The sequence below is a fragment of the Streptomyces sp. NPDC052023 genome, from assembly GCF_044548465.1.
Classification (GTDB): domain Bacteria; phylum Actinomycetota; class Actinomycetes; order Streptomycetales; family Streptomycetaceae; genus Streptomyces.
The window spans coordinates 120,728-141,450 of record NZ_JBIUBW010000019.1 but is presented as its reverse complement, the minus strand read 5'-3'; the positions used below and the strand labels follow the sequence as shown (position 1 = coordinate 141,450).

Here is a 20,723-nt window from a genome sequence, read left to right as displayed (position 1 = left end):
GGACACGGCAGTCCCCCGCGCGGCACACTGCGTATTCGAGTCGTTACTCCATGTAATCAACATCGCGGCCATGCCCCCTGCCCCTCGGTGGCGCGCGGCGGGCTGTCGCATGACATCACAGGGGTGGAATGGGTACGCCTGAACCACGCAGGGTTCTGCCGGGCAAGCGCTCGGTGCTTCTCGCGCTCCGGTACTACGGAAGGGAGTTGGCCCGGCTACGGTGGCTGACCGTGCCGGCGATGCTGCTGTCGGCCCTGGGCAACATCGGGATCAGCTACGTCGCGCCGCTGATCGTCGCCAAGCTCGTCGGCGACATCGCGGGGGCCACGGACGTCACCGTCGCCTCGACACTGCCGTACGTCCTGGGCTTCACCGGGGTCCTCCTGCTCGCGGAGACGCTGTGGCGCGTCGCCCTGCACTGTCTGAACCGCCTGGACGCCCTCGGCATCGAACACCTGTACGTAATCGGGATGGACGAGTTGTTCGCCAAGGACGCCGCGTTCTTCCACGACAACTTCGCGGGGTCGCTGACCAAACGGGTCGTGAGCTTCGCCGCCCGCTTCGAGCAGTTCGTCGACACGCTGACATTTCAGGTCGTGGGCAGTTTCGTGCCGCTGGCATTCGGTGCGGTGGTGCTGTGGCGCTACGAGCCGCTGCTCGTCGTGGGGCTGCTGGCGATGATCGCGCTGACGGCGGTCTGCGTGGTGCCGCTCATCCGGCGCCGCCAGGCGCTCGTCGACCAGCGCGAGGAGGCGATCGCCCGGGTGTCGGGGCATGTCGCCGACAGCCTGATGAACATGGACACGGTGCGGGCGTTCGCCGCCGAGGAGCGCGAGGCCGCCGAGCACCGCTCGCGGGTGGCCGCGTCGCGGCGCCTCACGCTGCGGTCGTGGGACTACGGCAATCTGCGCATCGACACCCTGGTCGCGCCGATGTCGGTGCTGACCAGTGCGCTCGGCCTGCTGCTCGCGGTCACGCTCGGTGGCGGCGCGCACGGCGTGGAGGCGATCGTCGTCGCCTTCACCTACTACACCAACGCGACGCGGATCATGTTCGAGTTCAACCAGATCTACCGGCGGCTGGAGAGCTCGATGACAGAGGCCGCGCAGTTCACCGAACTGCTGCTGACGCCGCCGACCGTGCTCGATCCACCGCTGCCGGAACCCTTGCCGGGTGGCGCGGCAGGCATCCGCTTCGAGCAGGTCACCTTCGCCCACGCCGGGGGCCGGCCGCTGTTCGAGGGCCTCGATCTGGACGTGCCCGCCGGGACACGGGTCGGACTGGTGGGCCGGTCCGGTGGCGGCAAGACCACGCTGACCCGGCTGCTGTTGCGGATGACCGACGTCGACGCCGGCCGGATCCTGATCGGTGGGCAGGACATCAGCAGGCTGCGCCAGGCCGACCTGCGCGGACTGATCGCCTATGTGCCGCAGGACCCGGCGATGTTCCACCGCACGCTGCGGGACAACATCGCCTTCGCCCGGCCCGGCGCGAGTGACGCCGAGATCCGCCGCGCGGCCGAGGCGGCGCACGTCACGGAGTTCGCCGACGCCCTGCCCGACGGCTTCGACACCATGGTGGGCGAGCGCGGGATCAAGCTGTCCGGCGGTCAGCGTCAGCGGGTCGCCCTCGCCAGGGCGATCCTGCGTGACGCGCCGATCCTGCTGCTCGACGAGGCGACGAGTGCCCTGGACTCGGAGAGCGAGATGCTGGTCCAGGAGGCGCTGTGGAGGCTCATGGAGGGCCGCACCGCGCTCGTGGTGGCGCACCGGCTGAGCACGGTCGCCGGGATGGACAGGCTCGTCGTCATCGACCAGGGGCGGGTCGTCGAACAGGGCGCCCACGACGAACTGCTCTCCTTGGACGGCACCTATGCCAAGCTCTGGCAGCGCCAGTCGGGCGGCTTCCTCGACGACAGCCCCGCGCGCGCCGAGGTGACCTGACGCGCACAGAGCGCGACTTCGCGCGTAAAGGTGTCATTTGGTGAGACAAGCTCCCACAATGCAAGAAATTCCAGAACTGTCTCATACCTCTCCATCCCGGCGACGAATACCTGGCAGCACAGCAGGACGTTCGATCCGAAGAACCCAGGGGAGTTCTTATGACGGGAGAGCAGATCGAGGTGATGGACACCGGCCACGCGGCCGCCACCCAGCGACGTGAAGGGCTGGTTCCCGGCACCGACGAGACGCTAGCCCGGTTGCTCGCGGACGTCGCGCACGTGGACGAGGTGCCCCTCGACTGTCACTTCTTCAACGACCTGGGCGCCGACTCCCTGATCATGGCGCACTTCTGCGCCCAGGTCCGTAAGAGGCCGGACCTGCCGTCGGTGTCGATGCGCGACATCTACCGGCATCCGACCATCAGAGGCCTGGCGGCGTCGCTCGCGGAGGCCGCGGCGACGGCGCCCGAGGCACGCGAGGCGTCCGCCCGGCCCGAAGTGCCGGCGCAGCCACCGGCGGCACCGACGGGCCGGCCCCGCTACGTCCTGTGCGGCATGCTGCAGCTGCTGAGCTTCCTCGGCTACGCCTTCCTCCTCGCTTTCGCCACCGCGCGCGGCTACGACTGGATCTCCGCAGCCCCCGGACTGCTCGGCGCCTACCTGCGGTCCGTCGTGTTCGGCGGCGCGCTCCTGCTGATCACATGCTCCCTGCCCGTGATCGCCAAGTGGCTGCTCATCGGCCGGTGGAAACCCCAGAGGTTTCGCGTCTGGAGCCTCGCCTACGTCCGATTCTGGCTGGTCAAGGCGCTCATCCGGTCGAGCCCCATGGTCATGTTCGTCGGATCGCCCATCATCCCGCTGTATCTCAGGGCGCTCGGCGCGCGCATCGGACGGGGAGTGACCATCCTCTCCCGCAGTGTGCCCGTCTGCACCGACCTGCTGGCGATCGGCGACGGCACGGTCGTCCGCAAGGACGTACTGCTCAGTTGCTATCGCGCCCACGACGGAGTGATCGAGACTGGCCCGGTCACCCTGGGCCGCAACGCGGTCGTCAGCGAGGCGACCGTGCTGGACATCGGCACCTCACTCGGCGACGCGTCCCAGCTCGGGCACGCGTCCAGCCTGCACACCGGCCAGGCGGTCCCGGACGGCGAACACTGGCACGGCTCCCCGGGACAGCGCACGGACGCCGACTTCCAGACGGTGCCACCCGCCCGGTGCGGCACCGCACGGCGAGCGGCAAGCGGACTGCTCGTGCTGCTCACGGCCCTGCTGGTGATCGTGCCGCTGGCGGTGGGCTGTCTGGACGTGCTGCTCTCCCGGCTCCTGGCGGGATCCTCGCTGCTGGGGCAGGAGTCGGCTCGGTCCGGCTGGGTGTTCTACGGAGACGCGCTGCTGATCACGGCCGTCCTCTTCTTCGGCGCCGTGCTGCTCTCCCTCGCCTTCGTGGGCACCGTCCCCCGGCTGCTCAGCAGGTTCGTCACCGTGGGCCGGACGTACCCGCTGTACGGATTCCACCACGGCCTGCACCGGGCGATCACTCTGATCACCAACCGGAGGTTCCTCATCCGACTGTTCGGCGACAGTGCAGCCGTCGTGCACTACCTGCGCTGGATCGGATACGACCTCTCCCAGGTGGAGCAGACCGGATCGAACTTCGGCACCCAGGTGAAGCACGAGAGCCCCTTCGTGAGCACGGTGGGCACCGGCACCATGGTCGCGGACGGTCTCTCCCTGATGAACGCGGACTACTCCAGCACCTCCTTCCGCCTGTCACGGACCGCGATCGGAGCACACAACTTCCTCGGCAACCGCATCGCCTACCCGCCGGGCGGCAGGACCGGCGACAACTGCCTGCTGGCGACCAAGGTGATGATCCCCGTCGACGGGCCGGTCCGGCACGACGTGGGCCTTCTCGGCTCACCGTGCTTCGAGATCCCGCGGACGGTGCTGCGCGACACCGCCTTCGACGAACTCAGGCAAGGGCACGGCCTGCGCGACCGCCTCGCTGCCAAGAACCGGCACAACGCCGTGACCATGCTGTGCTACCTGCTCGCCGGGTGGCTGTACTTCTTCTGTGTCACCGTGCTCTACGCCGGCGCGGCAAGCTTCTACGCCCAGTGGGGCACGGCGGCGATCGCCGCGGCCAACATCGTGGCGCTGCCGTTCACCATGGTGTACTTCGTTCTGGTCGAGCGAGCCGTCACGCTGCTGCACCCGCCGGAGCCGCTGTTCTGCTCGATCTACGACTCCCGCTTCTGGCGTCGTGAGCGGTACTGGAAGGTGCCGTCCGAGACGTATGTGCAGGTCCTCAACGGCACGCCGTTCAAGAGCCTCCTCTGGCGGCTGCTGGGCGTCCGCATCGGTGCCCGGGTCTTCGACGACGGCTGCAGCCTGACCGAGCGCCCCATGGTCACGATCGGGGACGGCTGCACCCTCAACGCGGGGAGCGTGGTGCAGTGCCACTCGCAGGAGGACGGCACGTTCAAGTCGGACCGCTGCGTCATCGGCTCCGGCTGCACCCTCGGCGTCGGAGCGTTCATGCACTACGGCGTGACGATCGGCGACGGAGCCACGCTGGCGGCGGACGCCTTCCTGATGAAGGGCGAGACGGTCCCCGAGGGCGCCCGCTGGGCGGGGAATCCGGCCCGCCCGGCACCCGAAGTGGGCGGAGGTGACGTGTGATGGCAACGGCAACTGCCGAGACCCACACACCGGTCGAGGGCGGCTTCACCACCGTGCCGCGATGGGTGCGCTCCCCGGTTCCCGGCACGGCGGAGCACACCACGCCCGTGCCCGGCACAGTGGCGGCTGATCTGCACAGGCGAGCCGGCGAGCTCGGCGTGCCGCTCACCACGCTCCTCCTGGCCGCCCATGCCAAGGTGCTCGCGCTGCTCTCCGGCGACCCGCACGTCCGCACCGGATACCTGCCCCCGGACGCCGGCGGGACATCGACCCTGGACCTGACGGTCGGCCCGGGACCATGGCGTCAACTGGTGTCGGAGGTGAGGCGGTCGGAGGCCAGGGCATCCTCACCCGGCGGCACCGTGCCTTCCGGGGCCGAGGTCGTGTTCGACGCGACGGGCAACGACACCGGCGTCCCTGCGGAGGGCGTCGTGCTCGCCGTCACGGCGGGGACGAAGGACGGCACACCCCTGCTGCGACTGCGGTACCGCACCGACGTGCTGGACGCCGACTGCGCCGCCCGGATCGGCGGATACCACCTCGCCGCGCTCGAACAGATCGCCGCCGATCCGGACACCCCGCACGACCGGCGCTGCCTGCTGTCCGAGGCCGAGATCCGCCTCCAGCTCGACGGACTCGCCGGGCCGCATCGCGCGCTGCCGGACCGCCGCTTCCACGAACTGTTCGCGGAACGCGTGCACAGGCACCCGGACGCCGTGGCGGTCGTCCACCGCGACCAGGCGTGGACCTACCGGGAACTCGACGTCCGGGCCAACCGAGTCGCACGTGCCCTCCTCGCGGACGGCCTGCGCCCCGAGGACGTCGTCGCCGTCGTGACCGAACGCGACCTGAACTGGGCGGCCGCCGTACTCGCCGTGTTCAAGGCGGGCGGCGCGTATCTGCCCGTCGACCCGCACTATCCGCCCGCTCGCATGACCACCATGCTCACCCGCGCCGACTGCGCCCATGTGCTCACCGAACCGGAGAGCACCGCGAACCTGGACCGGGCGCTCGCCTCGCTTCCGCGCACCCGGAAGCTGCTCGTGCCGGACCTCACCGACCGTGCCGGCGACGCCACCGCTCCCGCTGTCGCGGTGCGGGCCGACCAGCTCGCCTACGTGTTCTTCACTTCCGGGTCCACCGGCGAGCCCAAGGGCGCCATGTGCGAGCACGCGGGCATGCTCAACCACCTCTACGCCAAGATCGACGACCTGGGCATCGACGAGAACGCCGTAGTGGCGCAGACCGCGTCCCAGTGCTTCGACATCTCCCTGTGGCAACTGCTGGCCGCCCTGCTCGCGGGCGGGCGGACCCTGCTCGTCGAACAGGAGGCGATCCTCGACGCCGACCGGTTCCTGGACACGATCGTCGAAGGCCGGGTCAGCGTCCTGCAGGTCGTGCCCTCGTACCTCGACGTCCTGCAGACCACGCTCGAACGCGGCCGCCGCGATCTGCCGGACCTGCGGTGCGTCTCGGTCACCGGCGAGGCGCTGAAGAGCGAACTCGTCCAGCGGTGGTTCACCACCGGACCCGGCGTCCGCCTGGTCAACGCCTATGGCCTCACCGAGACGTCCGACGACACCAACCACGAGGTGATGGACGAGGCACCCACCGACCGGGTGCCGCTCGGCCGCCCCGTGAACAACGTGCGCGTCTACGTCGTGGACGACGACCTCGTGCCGGTTCCGCTCGGCGCCCCCGGCGCCATCGTCTTCTCCGGGATCTGCGTCGGCCGCGGCTACGTCAACGACCCCGAGCGCACCCGGCACTCCTACCTGCCCGACCCCTACCGCCCGGGCCAACGCCTCTACCGCGGCGGCGACTTCGGCCGCTGGCTGCCCGACGGAAAGCTGGAGTTCCTCGGCCGCCGGGACGCACAGGTGAAGGTGCGCGGGTTCCGTATCGAGATCGGCGAGATCGAGAACACGCTGCTGCGGGTGCCCGGCGTCCGTGACGGCGCGGTCGTGGTGACCGGCCCGGAACAGAGCCGTCAACTGACCGCCTTCTGCTCCGGCGGGAGCTCGCTGAGCGCGGAGTATCTGCGCGAGCGGCTCGGTGACGCACTGCCCGAGTACATGGTCCCGGCGGCCTTCCACCAATTGGAGACACTGCCGCTCACCGCCAACGGCAAGACCGACAAGAAGGCGCTGGCCTCGCTCGCCGAGGAACTCGCCACCACCGAGGACGTCCGCCGGCCGCCACGGACACCGACCGAACGGCGGCTCGCCGCGGCGTGGGCGACGGTACTCGGCACGACCCCCGACACGATCGGCCGGGGCGACAGCTTCTTCGACCTCGGAGGCACCTCGCTGGCAGCCGTACGGCTCGCCGTCCTGCTGGACCGTGTGGTTTCCCTGCGCGACCTCAGGCACCACCCGGTACTGGCCGACCTGGCCGCTGTGATCGACACCCGGACCGGCGCGGGAGACGAGACCCTGCGGCCCCTGCTGGTCCCGGACGGGCCCCCGCACACGGCTCTGATCTGCTTCCCCGAAAACTCCGGCACCGCAGAGCCGGAGACGGACCTCAGGCCCCTGGCCGAAGCCCTGAGGCAGCACGCCGACGGCCTCGCGGTCCACGTGGCCGCGCAGCAGGACCCGGCACGCGTCGCCTCCGAGATCGGCCGACTGGCCGTGACACGCCTCCTGTTGTGGGGGTACGGCGCCGGCGCGACTGCTGCCGACGAGACGGCGCGCACCCTGCGGCAGCACGGGGCAGCCGCAGGCGGCGTACCGCTCCGCCTGCTGCGCGCCGAGTCCTGGGACGAGGTCGCCGAAGCCGTGCTCCGTGCCACGGCGCCACCGCCCGAACCCTGAGGCAACGCATCGCGAGGAGAGGCCCCATGCTCTCTGGACTGTTCCGCAAGCACACGGCACCCGCCGCGCCGGCGCCGCACACCGTGGCCGCCCCGCCACCGACTCCCCAAGCTCCGCCGCTCATCGAGGCACAGGGCGTCTCGGACGCGCCTGCCTGGGCGGCCGAACAGCGCGAGACCCTGCGCGACATCGTCACCGACCACGGCGCGGTCACCATCCGCGGCCTGGGACTGCGCGCACCGGCCGACGTCGAGTCGGTCCTGCGCGGGCTGACGGATCGTCCCGCGACCGAGCGGGAGGCGTTCGCCGCACGCGAGCTCCACGCGGAGGGCGTCTACTCCTCCTCGGCCTGGCCGCCCAACCAGCCCATGTGCATGCACCACGAGCTGAGTTACGCGACGGAGTGCCCCGCCGTGCTGCTGTTCGCCTGCCTCCAGCCGCCGGACGAGGGCGGCGCCACCGCCGTGGCCGACTCGACCGCCGTGCTGCGGGCACTGCCCACCGAGCTGGCCGACCGCTTCGCGCGGGAGGGCTGGCTGCTCACCCGCAGCTACAACGACGAGATCGGTGCCACGCTGACCCAGTCGTTCGGCACGGAGGACCGCGACGCGGTCGAGGCGTACTGCCGCGCGCACGCGATCGACTGTTCCTGGCAACCCGACGGGTCGCTGCGCACCCGCCAGCACCGCAACGCCGTGGTACGCCACCCCGTCTCCGGCCTGCCGTGCTGGTTCAACCAGATCGCGTTCCTCAACGAGTGGACCATGGCACCGGAAGTGCGGGAGTTCCTGGTCGAGGAGTACGGACCCGAGGGCCTCCCGTTCAACACCCGCTACGGCAACGGCGATCCCCTCTCCCAGGACGTGGTCGAACAGATCAACCAGGTGTACCAGGCACACACGGTACGCCGGCCCTGGCAGGCCGGGGACCTGATGATCGTCGACAACATCCGCACCGCCCACAGCCGGGAGGCGTACGAGGGGCCGCGGGAGGTGGTGGTGGCGATGGCCGATCCCGTGCGTGCCGACCATCTCGCACCGGTGAACAGGAGGGCAGCCGCGTGACCGACACCAGCCGCGTCCCCGAGGAGGGTCTGCACAACGGCCCTCCGCCCGTACCCCCCTTCGCCGTCATCTCCGGGAAGCAGGTCAAGGACGTACTCCGAGGCCGCGAGAAGTCCGTGGTGGAGGTGGTCGAGGAGACCTACCGTCAGCACGGCGCCGGGCGCTCGGTCAACCCGCCGTCCTCCTTCCTGCGCTTCCCCGACCGGCCGACTTCGCGGATCATCGCGCTTCCCGCCTCCCTCGGCGGCGAGACGCGGGTGGACGGCCTGAAGTGGATCTCCAGCTTCCCCACCAACGTGGCATCGGGCATTCCCCGGGCGTCGGCCGTGCTCATCCTCAACGACTACGCCACCGGCTACCCCTTCGCCTGCATGGAGAGCTCGATCATCAGCGCCGCGAGGACCGCAGCGTCCGCCGCGTCCGCCGCGGACTGGCTCAGCAGAGGGCGAGCGCGCCCCACCCGCGTGGGGTTCGTCGGTGCCGGTCTCATCGCCCGCTACATCCACACCTACCTGGAGGGCACCGGCTGGACGTTCGACGCCGTCGGAGTGCACGACGTGTCCGCCGAGAGCGCGGCCGGCTTCCGGACCTACCTGGAGCAATCCCAGGACGTCGACCGCGTCACCGTGCACCGCAGCGCGCAGGACCTGATCCGCGGCAGCGACCTGGTCGTCTTCGCCACCGTCGCCGACAAGCCACACATCGGCGACCCGTCGTGGTTCCGCCACGACCCGGTGGTCCTGCACGTGTCGCTGCGCGACCTCGCACCCGAGGTGCTGCTCGGCGCCACCAACGTCGTCGACGACGTCGACCACTGCCTCAGGGCCTCCACCTCACCGCACCTCACCGAGAGCCTGACCGGGAACCGCGACTTCGTGCACGGCACGCTCGCCGACGTGATGGCCGGGCGGGTGACGATTCCGGCCGAACGGCCCGTGGTGTTCTCGCCTTTCGGCCTCGGCGTGCTGGACCTGGCGGTCGGCAAGTACGTCTACGACGAGGTGGCCCGCTCCGGCGAACTACAGATCATCGACGACTTCTTCCACGAACTGAGCCGGCACGGCTGAGGTCGGCCGCGCCCGGTCGGACACGAGGAGACCATCGTGCCAGTCATCACCGTTCCCCAGGAGTTCAACGAGGAGGACCTGTACGTCGACCTGGAGCCGATGTTCGGGCACCGGCTCTTCCTCAAGTGTGAGGGCTTCAACTTCGCCGGTTCCATCAAGTTGAAGGCCGCGACCGAGATGGTGGAGTCCGCCGAACGGAGCGGGACCCTGACACGTGACTCCATCCTGGTGGAATCCTCCTCGGGCAACCTCGGTGTGGCCCTGAGCATGATCGCGGCGAGCAAGGGCTACCCCTTCATCTGTGTGACCGACTCCCGCTGCAACCTTTCCACCCGGCTGATGATGGAGGCCCTGGGCAGCCAGGTTCACGTCGTCTCCGAGGAGAAGGGCGCCGGCGGCCTCCTGGGCGCCAGGCTGGACTACCTGCGCGGCCTGTGCGCCAGCGACGACCGTTACGTGTGGCTGAGCCAGTACACCAACGCCGACAACTGGCGGGCTCACTACTTCAGAACGGCCCCCGCCATCGCCCACTCCTTCCCGCAGCTGGACGTCCTGTTCATCGGCGTCGGCACCACCGGAACCCTGATGGGCTGCGCCCGCTGGTTCCGCGGCTGGCACCGGCCGGTGCGGATCGTCGCCGTGGACAGCGTCGGCTCCGCCATCTTCGGCGACCCGCCGGGCCGCCGGATGATCCCGGGCCTGGGCATGAGCATGCGGCCACCCCTGCTCGACGAGACCTACGTCGACGAGGCCGTTCGTGTCGTCGAGGCCGACACCATCCGCACCTGCCGCCACCTGGCCAAGCGCGGCTTCCTGTTCGGCGGGTCCACCGGGACCGTCGTCAGCGGAGCGATGAGCTGGCTCGCCCGGCACGACACGGACGGCCTCACGCCGGTCGCGATCGCACCGGACCTCGGCGAGCGCTACCTCGACACCATCTACCAGACCAACTGGGTGCAGGCGCTCTACGGCGACGACGCCCTCGCCGCACCGGCCGGCAGCGAGGCGGGCTCCGCGCGGGGCACGGCGCCCTGACCCCTGCCGTCACGCCCACGCGGGGGATCGCCGTCGGGCGGGAGTTGCTGAACCGACCACCCATGGGGACCGCTGTCAGGCCCGCTTGTCAGGCGGGGACGCGGATGACGCCCAGAGGATCGGTGGTGGGCCGGGGGGAGCCGCCGGTGGGTTCCACGGTGATGCCGACGCTGGTCGCTCCGGCGAGCGCGCCCTCCATGATGCAGGTCTGGCTGCCGCCGGCGGCGGACATCACTCCGGCGGACCAGATCCGCTCGCCCTCGGCGTACCAGAGTTCGTAGACCTGGTCGCCCGTGAGCGGCGGCAGGCCCGACACGACGAACACGGCCTGGTCCTGAGAGCGGGATGCGATCACGCTCGCCGTGCCGCCGCGAGCGAGGTCCCCGGTGGTGATCGTGACGTCCGGGGCGGCCAGGATCTTGGCGAGCTCCGTGGTCCCGGCGCGGGCCTCGGCCACCTGACCACGAGCGGTGCCGGCCTCGGAGTGCTGCCACCAGGCGACGCCGCCAAGTGCCGCCGCCGCTGCCACGGATGCCGCGACAGCGATTCCGAGAATCCGCTGCCGACGGCGATGACGCCGCGCGACGGCCACGGCGGGACGGTCCTGCCGTACGGTGCCGATCTGGTCCAGGACTCGCCGGCGCACATCCGCGGACGGGGTGCGGCTCTCGGCCTCGGCCAGGTGGCCGACTGTCCAGAACAACTGGTCGGCCTCACTGCGGCAGGAGTCGCAGCTCGCCAAGTGGTTCTCGAACGCTGCTTCCTCATCGGCCGGCAGGGCGTGCAGCACGAACGCGCCGACGTCGAGATGCGGGTCATCGAGGCGGTTCATGAGCGGCCTCCAGACACTCATGCAGGCGCTGCAGACCCTGGCGCATCCGCGACTTGATGGTGCCTCTCGGGGTGGAGAGGGAATCGGCCACCTCTGCATACGTCAGCCCTTCGTAGTAGGCCAGTACCAGAGGCAACCGCAGCTGCTCGGCCAGCTGGGCTAGGCAGCGGAAGACCACTCGCTGTTCCTCGCGCTCCTCGACCTCTTCCACCACCGCGTCGAAGGGCCGTTCCTGCCTCAGGGCTCCGGCGCGCAGCTCGCGAGCCCGGCCCGCGGCGACGGATCGCACCCTGTCCACCGCCCGGCGGTGCGCGAGAGTGAGCACCCAGTTCCGGGCGGCTCCGCGCTCCGGACGATAGCGGTCAGCCGTACGCCACACCTCCACCATCACTTCCTGGGTCACCTCCTCCGCCTGGGCCTCGTCTCTCAGCACCCGGTACGCCAGTCCCATCACCGGCTTCGCCAGGGCGTCGTAGACTCCCGTGAACGCCTCCTTGTCGCCGCCGGCTGTGCGAATGAGCAGTTCGTCGACCCGAGCGTCGTGCGAGGACCGCTTCGAGCGCGCCTGAGCGTCGCCCTGCGCTTCCTCTCCGGTTCCTCGATTCATCGGGCCTCTCCTCAGCTCTGCTCCAGACTGGCCCGTACGAGCGGAGAGCGCACTTGATCCAGAGCCGTCCGCCTGACAGGCGCCTCCCAGAGACTGACGGACGGGCCGTCGGCGGAGCAGGGGAGGTTCCCTGACCATTGTTCGTAGCCGCCACCCCGAACGGACGAAGATCATTTGCCCTGTCTCGACGGGGCCGGCCTCACGGCGGTCCTGCCGGAAGCAGCTCAGCGCAGCCGCCAGAGGTTGCGGGCGGTGCCGTCGCCGTCGAACCGCACCACCTGGGCGCTGTCGGCGGTGGACATCAGGCTCCACGTCAATGTCCCCGTCGGGTACGCGGGTTGCCGGACGGAGAGGCGGTTCAGGGCGCGCTTCGGGGAGTCCTACGGGACGTTGCGCACGAGCGGACTGGACGAGGACCGGCCGACCTGAAGAAGACGCCTGCACACCCAGGGGCCGGGCAGCCCTGGGGCGGGTCGCCCCCGGGGTGGCGCTGACCGCGCATTGAGCCGCGTACTGGCACAAAATGGACGGAACATACGGCAATTCTGCGGAGGCGTGGCGATGCAGGGCAACGCCGAGAACGACGAGGGATCCGTCGAGGAGCGTGACCGGTACGACGGTGAACTCGAGGGTGAGGGCACCGACGAGTACGCCGGGTCCGGGCCGTACGACGAAGAGCCCGGCGCCTACGAGGCGGAGGACGCGGCCTCCGCCCGGCGGGCCGGCGTCGCACCCAGGGGTGCAGGGGCGGATGCGGACCCCGACGTCTTCCTCGATGTTCCCGCGCTGAAGGTCGACGAGATCGACCTGGACGTCGAGGACCTGCGAGCGCGTGTCTCGTTGCAGGCCGAGGTGCTGGATCTGCTGAAGCTGAACGTGGGCGCCGACGTCACGCTCGGCCGGGTACACCTGGGCATCTCCGGCGTCGAGGCCCAGGCCCAGCTCAGGGTGCGTCTCGACAACGTCGCAACGATCATCAACCGGGTGCTCACCACACTCGATCGCAACCCGGAGATCCTGCATGAGCTCGCGCGAGGGGTCGGGTCCGCGGTGCGGGACGTCGGCGGCGGCGCCCGCCAAGCCGTAGGTGAGCTGGGTTCGGGCGCCGGGAGAGCTGTCGAGGACGTCGGTCAGGGTGCGGGAAGGGCTGTCCAGGACGTCGGTCGAGGCGCAGGTCAGGCAGTGCAGGACGTCGGTCAGGGTGCCGGGGGTGCCGTACAGGATGTGGGCCGCGGCGCCGGTGCGGCGGCGAAGGATGTCGGGCAGGGAGCCGGAGGGGCCGTTCAGGGCGTGGGCAGGGGCGCCGGGCGGGCGGTGGAGGACATCGGCGGCGAAGCCGGCCAGGCTGTCGGCGAGGTGGCACAGGAGGTCGGCGACACCGCCGAGGCCGTAGCCGAAAAGGCTCCGGACATCACCGAAGCGGCGGGCCGGACCGTCGGCGAGGGCGGCGAGGAACTCCCGGGCTCACCGGATGCGCCACCGCGCACCGCGCGCCGCACCGCGTCGGCCGAACGGAGCGGCTCCCGCAGAACCGCGGCCGGGAGCCGGGGCCGGACCGCCCGCACCGAGACCGGCACTCGCGCGCGCCGAGTACGGGACGAGGAGGGGAAGCTGCCACCCCGGCCCAGCCGCCGCCGCACCACCGAGGAACGGGAGGAGCCGCCCTGAACGACCGGTGCGGGAGAGGAGAGCCCGCCGTGGGACCCGAAGTGGGACATCTCCTTCGGGTCGACGGTCCACGCCGCACGACTCCGCTTCACGGAAGAGCCCCGGACCACCGTCCGCTTCCCCGGAACCGGTGAGCGGGAGTCGACGAGCCGCTGTGACCGTAGCCACCTTCCCGACAGGATCGTCCCTGGTCAGGACTACCACGACGTCACCGTTGCCTACCGCCTCGCGACCCGGCTCGGCGGATCGCCGCAGCACGGTCGGCGCGACGCCGATGCCACGGACGCCTGATCTCGCCCCGCAGACCGTGCCGCCTCCCTCGACATGCCCACCCGCTGGGCCGCCCGCCGGTGACAGCGGCCACGAGGTGGCTGAGGGAACTTCCTCTTCGGCAGGTTCTCCGCTCCGGCGGCAGACCTGAGCGCTCGACCGGCCACCCTCCGGCTCGGCCGCCGGCCCGCGCCTGACCGGCCACCACCCGGCACGCCACAGGTCCGAACGCCCCACCGAGCGCCCCGACGCCCCCACGCCCCCGCGTGTTTCGTGCAGCGGCACGCCCCGATCGTGCAGGAGTTAACCCGCCCGTAACCCGCACACTCGGTGGCCAGGCACAACGGCGACGAGGCCGACACATGGAGGCGATGGACCATGCGGACGTTCGTGCACACTTCTCATCCGGCGCGGGTGCTCTTCGGCTCCGGCACCGTCGGCGACCTCGCCGAGGAGGTGCGACGGCTCGGCGGTACCCGGGTGCTGCTGCTGTCCAGCCCGCCGCTCGCGGAGGCCTCCGCGCGGGTCCGGGACGCCCTGGGCGGACTGCTGGCGGCGGAGTTCGACGGTGCCGCCATGCACACCCCGACCGAGGTGACGGAGGCGGCGCTCGCCGTACTGAAGGAGGCGGGCGCCGACTGCCTGGTGTCCGTGGGCGGTGGCTCCACCACGGGGCTGTCCAAGGCGCTCGCCGTGCGCACGGACCTGCCCCAGGTGGTCGTACCGACCACGTACGCGGGATCCGAGGTGACGCCCGTGCTGGGAGAGACGCGGGACGGCCAGAAGGTCACCCGGTCCTCGGCCGCGGTCCTGCCCGAGACAGTCGTCTACGACGTCGACTTCACCCTCTCCCTGCCCCTGCCCATGTCGATCACCAGCGGGGTGAACGCCATGGCGCACGCCGTGGAGGCGCTGTACTCCGCCGACGCCGACCCGGTCACCGACCGCCGGGCCCTCGACGCGATCTCCCTCATCGGGCGGGCGCTGCCCCGGCTGGCCGCCGACCCCGCCGACCGGGGCGCCCGGGCCGACCTGCTGCAGGCCGCGTGGCTCGCCGGTACCTGCCTGGCCACGGTGGGCATGGGCCTGCACCACAAGCTCTGCCACACCCTCGGCGGCAGCTTCGCCCTGCCGCACGCCGAGACACACACCGTGATCCTGCCGCACGCGATGGCGTACAACGCGCCCGCCGCCCCCGACGCCATGCGCCGTATCGCCGAGGCGCTGGACGTGCCCGACGCGCCGAGCGGCGTGTACGACCTGATCGCCACGCTCGGCGGGCCGACCTCGCTGAGCGGTCTGGGCATGCCCGAGTCCGAGCTGGGCCGCGCGGCGGGGCTGGCCGTGGCGACGCCGTACCCGAACCCCCGGGAGCTGACCTCCGAGGGCATCGAGGCCCTGCTGGCCGACGCCTGGCACGGCCGCCGCCCCCGGACGACCGCCGTCACGAAGTCCTCGCCGGCCCGGCTCACCGAGCAGGTGGTGGCGAGCTTCGCACAGGCGCCCGACGCCCGCGTCCGGACCCTCCTGACCGCCCTCGTACGGCACCTGCACTCCTACGTGGTGGAGCAGGACGTCACCGAAGCGGAGTGGCAGTACGCGATCGACTTCCTCACCCGGACGGGGCAGGTGTGCAGCCCGACCCGGCAGGAGTTCGTGCTGCTCTCGGACGTGCTGGGCGTCTCCAGCGTCGTGGACCTGCTGACCAACTCCCGTACCCCGGACACCACCCCGTCCGCCGTCCTCGGCCCCTTCTACGTCGAGGGACCGCCCGAGACCGCGCATGGCAGCGACATCTCCGGCGGCCTGCCCGGCACCCCGCTGTGGGTGGACGTACGCGTCACCGACACGGCAGGCGCACCGCTGAAGGACGCGGTCGTGGACGTATGGCAGTCCAACGAGGACGGCTTCTACGACGTCCAGCTGCCGGAGCTGGAGGGACCCGTCCTGCGGGCCCGGCTGCGCAGCGACGCCGAGGGGCGGGTCACGTTCTGGTCGATCCTGCCCTCGGAGTACCCGATCCCGGACGACGGCCCCGTGGGACAGATGCTCGACGCGGTCGGCCGCCATCCCTACCGGGCGCCGCACGTGCACTTCATGATCGACGCGCCCGGCCACCGCCGGCTCGTCACGCAGCTGTTCGTGGCCGGCGGCGCATACCTCGACAGCGACACCGTCTTCGGCGTGAAGGACCCGCTCATCGTCGAATTCGCCCCGCAGACCGGTCCCACCCCCGACGGCCGGAGCGTCGACGGGCCGTGGCGCCGTCTGGACCACTCCTTCCGCATCGCCCCCCTGACCGACTGAACCGAGGAGAAGGCCCCTCATGACCCGCACGGACAGCTACGACACCGACGTCCTCGTCGTCGGCAGCGGCCCCGCCGGGGGCTCCGCCGCCCTGCTGCTGGCCACCTACGGCATCCGCACCCTCCTCGTGACCAAGTACGGCTGGCTCGCCAACACCCCCCGGGCGCACATCACCAATCAGCGCACGATGGAGGTGCTGCGCGACCTCGGTGTCGAAGCCGAGGCGATGGCGCAGGGCAGCCCGTCCCACCTCATGGGAGACACGGTGCTGTGCACCGCGCTCATGGGCGAGGAGATCGGCCGGATCCGCAGCTGGGGCACAGGGCCCGGCTCCCTGACCGAGTACACGTCGACCAGCCCCTGCCAGATGATCGACCTGCCGCAGACGTACCTGGAGCCGATCCTCACCACCAACGCGGCGGCGCGCGGCGCCAAGGTCCGCTTCGACACCGAGTTCCTGAGCCTCACACAGGACGAGGACGGCGTCACGGCCGTGCTGCGCGACCGGGTCCGCGGCGACGAGTTCACCGTACGGGCCCGCTATCTGATCGGCGCCGACGGCGGACGCAGCACCGTCGCCGAGCAGATCGGCCTGCCCATGGACGGACGCATGGGCAAGGCCGGCAGCATGAACATCGTCTTCAAGGCCGACCTCGCCCCCCACTGCGCCCACCGTCCCAGCGTCCTGTACTGGGTGCTGCGGCCCGGCGCGGCGACCGGCGGCATCGGCATGGGCCTGGTCCGCATGGTGCGGCCGTGGAACGAGTGGCTGCTGGTGTGGGGCTACGACATCGAGCAGCCGCCGCCCTCGGTCGACGAGGAGGAGGCGCGCCGGATCGTACGCGATCTCATCGGCGATCCGGACCTGCCGGTGGAGATCACGTCCACCTCCCTGTGGACCGTCAACCACACCTACGCGTCGGCCTATTCGGCCGGGCGGGTGTTCTGCATGGGCGACGCCGTGCACCGCCACCCGCCGTCCAACGGGCTCGGCTCCAACACCTCGGTCCAGGACGCGTACAACCTCGCCTGGAAACTCGCCATGGTGATCCGTGGTGAGGCCGGACCGGCACTGCTGGACAGCTACTCGGCCGAACGCGCCCCCGTGGGGCGGCAGATCGTCGAACGCGCGAACCTCAGCCGGGACCAGTTCGGGCCGATCTTCGAGACGCTCGGCGTCGGTGCCGACAGCGACGAGCGGACCATCGCCGAGGGGATCGCGGCACTGCGCGCCGGTACCGCCGAGGGTGCCAAGCGACGCCGGCAGCTGGAGGACGCGATCCAGCTCAAGAACTACGAGTTCAACGCGCACGGCGTCGAGATGAACCAGCGTTATGTCTCCGGCGCGGTGCTCGCCGACGACGCTCCCGCCGAGCACTGGGAGGACGATCCGGAGCTGGTGGCCCGCCCGACGACCCGGCCGGGCGCCAAGCTGCCCCACGCGTGGCTCGTGGACCGCGAGGGTGAGCGGGTCTCCACGCTCGACGTGGTCGGCAAGGGTGTGTTCACCGTGCTGACCGGGCTCTCGGGCGAGGTGTGGGACGCGGCGGCGGCCGCCTGCCGCGACGAACTCGGCATATCACTGCGCTGCGTGCGCATCGGCGACGACGACTCCCGTGACGCCTACGGCGAGTGGAGCAGGGTGAGCGGGACCGCCGAGGACGGCGTGCTGCTGGTGCGCCCGGACGGCTACGTGTCCTGGCGCCGCGGCTCCGCACCCGAGACCGCGCTCGACGCACGCGACGAGCTGCTCGGCGCACTGCGCCGGGTCCTGGGGCGGTGACCATGGACAAGCAGGTGGCCACGGCCGCGGAGGCACTGGCGGACGTCACGGACGGTCGGTCCTTCGCCGTCGGCGGGTTCGGACTGAGCGGGGTGCCTGAGGTACTCATCGGCGCGCTGTACGAGTCCGGCGCGGGAGACCTCACCGTCGTGTCGAACAACTGCGGCGTCGACGGACGCGGGCTCGGCGTGCTGCTGGCGGCGGGCCGCATCAGCCGGGTCACCGGCTCCTACATCGGGGACAACAAGGAGTTCGCCCGCCAGTACCTCGCAGGTGAACTGGAGGTCGAGCTGATTCCCCAGGGCACGCTCGCCGAGCGGCTGCGGGCGGGCGGCAGCGGCATCCCCGCGTTCTTCACACCGGCCGGTGTCGGCACCCCGGTGGCGGACGGAGGCCTGCCGTGGCGGTACGCCGCCGACGGCTCCGTCGCGGTGGCCTCGCCGCCCAAGGAGATCCGCGTGTTCAACGGAGTGGAGTACGCCCTGGAGCACGCGGTCACCACGGACTACGCCCTCGTCCGGGCCGCCCGCGGCGACCGGCACGGCAACCTCGTCTTCCACCGCGCGGCGCGCAACTTCAACCCGCTCGCCGCCATGGCCGGCCGCATCACCGTGGCCGAGGTGGAGGAGCTGGTCGAGCCGGGCGCCCTCGACCCGGACGAGGTGCATCTGCCGGGCGTGTTCGTCCAGCGGGTCGTGGCACTGACCCCGGAGCAGGCGGCCGACAAGGGCATCGAGAAGAGGACGGTACGCGAGCGATGAGCTGGAGCAGACAGGAGATGGCGGCACGCGCCGCCCACGAACTGCGCGACGGCGACTACGTCAACCTCGGCATCGGGCTGCCCACGCTGGTGGCGGACTTCCTGCCGGCGGGCGTGGACGTCGTGCTGCACTCCGAGAACGGCCTGCTCGGCGTCGGCCCGTACCCGGAGCCGGACGAGGTCGACGCCGACCTCATCAACGCGGGCAAGGAGACGGTGACGGTACGGCCGGGAGCGTCGTTCTTCGACTCCGCGCTGTCCTTCGGCATGATCCGAGGTGGCCACATCGACACCGCCGTCCTCGGTGCGCTGCAGGTCTCGGCGCGCGGCGACCTGGCCAACTGGGCCGTCCCCGGAAAGATGATCAAGGGCATGGGCGGCGCCATGGATCTCGTGCACGGCGTGGGACGGGTCGTCGTCCTGATGGAGCACACCGCCAAGGACGGCAGCTCCAAGATCGTCGAGGAGTGCACGCTTCCGCTGACGGGCCGGGCCTGCGTCGATCGGATCATCACCGACCTCTGCGTGCTGGACATCACCCCCGAGGGCCTCGCCCTCGTCGAGACGGCGCCGGGCGTGACGACGGAGCAGGTGGTCGCCCACACGCCCGTATCTCTTATCGTCAGGAGCCCCCGATGATCGAACAACCGCGTGACGTGTACATCGTGGACGCCGTGCGCACCCCCTTCGGCCGCTACGGCGGGGCGCTGTCCGGCGTACGCCCTGACGACCTGGCCGCCGGCGTGCTGCGCGCCCTGGTGCAGCGCAGTCCCGGCCTCGACCCGGCCCGCATCGACGACGTGCTGTTCGGCAACGCCAACGGAGCCGGGGAGGACAACCGGGACGTGGCACGCATGGCCGTCCTGCTCGCCGGACTGCCCGTGAACGTGCCCGGCGCCACCGTCAACCGGCTCTGCGGTTCCGGCATGGAGGCCGTCATTCAGGCGGCCCGCGCCATCGCACTCGGCGACGCCTCCGTCGCCGTCGCCGGCGGCGTGGAGTCCATGAGCCGCGCCCCCTGGGTGCTGCCGAAACCGGACCGGGCCTTCCCCGCCAAGGACCAGCAGCTCCACTCGACCACCCTGGGCTGGCGGATGGTCAACCCGAGGATGCCGCAGGAGTGGACCATCCCCCTCGGCGAGAGCGCGGAGCTGGTGGGCGCCAAGTACGGCGTCACGCGGCAGGAGCAGGACGCCTTCGCCCTGTCCAGCCACCGCAACGCCGCCGCGGCCTGGCGGGACGGCCTGTACGGCGGCGAGGTCGTCGACGTCGACGGCGTGGACCTGCCGCGCGACGAGAACATCCGCGACTCCACCTCCCTGGAGGCCCTGGCGAAACTGAAGCCGGCGTTCCTGCCCGACGGCACCATCACGGCCGGCAACGCCTCCCCGCTGAACGACGGAGCCTCCGCGCTCCTCCTCGCCGACGAGGCGGGGCTCGCCGCGATCGGCCGCGAACCGCTGGCACGGGTGCGGGCGGCGGCGGTCACGGGCATCGAGCCGCAGTACTTCGGACTGGGCCCGGTGGACGCCATCCGCAAGGTCCTGACCAAGGCACGGGTCGACGCGGCCGACCTGCACACGATCGAGCTCAACGAGGCCTACGCCGCCCAGGTGCTGGCCTGTCTGGCGGCGCTCCCGGAACTCGACCGGTCCCGCGTCAATCCGCGCGGCGGCGCCATCGCCATCGGGCACCCGCTGGGCGCCTCCGGCGCGCGCGTCACGGGCGCCGTCGCCCACCAGCTGGCCGCGGCGGGCTCGGGCACGGGTCTGGCCGCGCTCTGCATCGGAGTGGGCCAGGCGCTGGCTCTGGTGCTCGAACGCTGAGCAGGGGAGGGGCCGGAACGCTGAGCGGGAAGGGGAGTGCGGTTCGGATCGCCGGGCGGGG

General features: G+C 71.1%; 14 protein-coding genes. 12 read left to right on the top strand and 2 right to left on the bottom strand.

From position 1 onward, the window contains the following. Nucleotides 1-128 precede the first annotated feature (128 nt). From ACIHCM_RS29860 to sbnA, 6 genes are all read left to right on the top strand, one after another. On the top strand, nt 129-1,943 hold the full coding sequence (locus ACIHCM_RS29860; protein WP_399902460.1) for an ABC transporter ATP-binding protein: 1,815 nt from the start codon (nt 129-131) through the stop codon (nt 1,941-1,943). A 158-nt stretch (nt 1,944-2,101) separates the two neighbouring features. Beyond that, nucleotides 2,102-4,627: a Pls/PosA family non-ribosomal peptide synthetase gene (locus tag ACIHCM_RS29855; protein ID WP_399902458.1), complete on the top strand. Its 2,526-nt coding sequence runs from the start codon at nt 2,102-2,104 to the stop codon at nt 4,625-4,627. Further along, nucleotides 4,627-7,443, top strand: coding sequence for an amino acid adenylation domain-containing protein (locus ACIHCM_RS29850; protein WP_399902455.1), 2,817 nt, complete (start codon nt 4,627-4,629; stop codon nt 7,441-7,443). The genes ACIHCM_RS29855 and ACIHCM_RS29850 overlap by 1 nt, the downstream gene beginning before the upstream one ends. 26 nt (nt 7,444-7,469) lie before the next feature. Beyond that, entirely contained in the window at nt 7,470-8,507 is a 1,038-nt protein-coding gene (locus tag ACIHCM_RS29845) for a TauD/TfdA family dioxygenase (protein ID WP_399902452.1), read from the top strand. Beyond that, complete coding sequence (sbnB, locus tag ACIHCM_RS29840; protein ID WP_399902449.1) at nt 8,504-9,574, top strand: 2,3-diaminopropionate biosynthesis protein SbnB; 1,071 nt, start codon at nt 8,504-8,506, stop codon at nt 9,572-9,574. The genes ACIHCM_RS29845 and sbnB overlap by 4 nt, the downstream gene beginning before the upstream one ends. A gap of 36 nt (nt 9,575-9,610) precedes the next feature. Continuing rightward, nucleotides 9,611-10,609: a 2,3-diaminopropionate biosynthesis protein SbnA gene (gene sbnA, locus ACIHCM_RS29835; RefSeq protein WP_399902446.1), complete on the top strand. Its 999-nt coding sequence runs from the start codon at nt 9,611-9,613 to the stop codon at nt 10,607-10,609. Between the two features lie 88 nt (nt 10,610-10,697). Here the strand turns inward: sbnA and ACIHCM_RS29830 are convergent, their stop codons facing one another. Beyond that, nucleotides 10,698-11,441, bottom strand: a complete 744-nt coding sequence (locus tag ACIHCM_RS29830; protein ID WP_399902443.1) for an anti-sigma factor domain-containing protein — start codon at nt 11,439-11,441, stop codon at nt 10,698-10,700. Next, complete coding sequence (gene sigK, locus ACIHCM_RS29825) at nt 11,425-12,048, bottom strand: ECF RNA polymerase sigma factor SigK (RefSeq protein WP_399902440.1); 624 nt, start codon at nt 12,046-12,048, stop codon at nt 11,425-11,427. The genes ACIHCM_RS29830 and sigK overlap by 17 nt, the downstream gene beginning before the upstream one ends. 561 nt (nt 12,049-12,609) lie before the next feature. Here sigK and ACIHCM_RS29820 point away from each other — a divergent pair. The 6 genes from ACIHCM_RS29820 to ACIHCM_RS29795 all read left to right on the top strand — a co-directional run bounded on the left by ACIHCM_RS29820 (nt 12,610) and on the right by ACIHCM_RS29795 (nt 20,662). Then, nucleotides 12,610-13,716 (top strand): hypothetical protein, encoded by a 1,107-nt coding sequence (locus ACIHCM_RS29820; protein ID WP_399902437.1) that lies wholly within the window; start codon nt 12,610-12,612, stop codon nt 13,714-13,716. A 648-nt stretch (nt 13,717-14,364) separates the two neighbouring features. Then, nucleotides 14,365-16,293 carry a maleylacetate reductase and hydroxyquinol 1,2-dioxygenase domain-containing protein gene (locus tag ACIHCM_RS29815; protein WP_399902434.1) on the top strand — a complete coding sequence of 643 codons (1,929 nt, stop codon included), beginning with the start codon at nt 14,365-14,367 and terminating at the stop codon, nt 16,291-16,293. Nucleotides 16,294-16,312: 19 nt separating this feature from the next. Then, nucleotides 16,313-18,076, top strand: a complete 1,764-nt coding sequence (locus ACIHCM_RS29810) for an FAD-dependent oxidoreductase (protein WP_399902431.1) — start codon at nt 16,313-16,315, stop codon at nt 18,074-18,076. Between the two features lie 2 nt (nt 18,077-18,078). Further along, on the top strand, nt 18,079-18,837 hold the full coding sequence (locus ACIHCM_RS29805) for a CoA transferase subunit A (RefSeq protein ID WP_399902428.1): 759 nt from the start codon (nt 18,079-18,081) through the stop codon (nt 18,835-18,837). Next, nucleotides 18,834-19,475, top strand: coding sequence for a CoA transferase subunit B (locus ACIHCM_RS29800; protein ID WP_399902426.1), 642 nt, complete (start codon nt 18,834-18,836; stop codon nt 19,473-19,475). The genes ACIHCM_RS29805 and ACIHCM_RS29800 overlap by 4 nt, the downstream gene beginning before the upstream one ends. Then, nucleotides 19,472-20,662, top strand: coding sequence for a thiolase family protein (locus ACIHCM_RS29795; RefSeq protein ID WP_399902423.1), 1,191 nt, complete (start codon nt 19,472-19,474; stop codon nt 20,660-20,662). Before ACIHCM_RS29800 ends, ACIHCM_RS29795 begins: the two co-directional genes overlap by 4 nt. Nucleotides 20,663-20,723 lie beyond the last annotated feature (61 nt).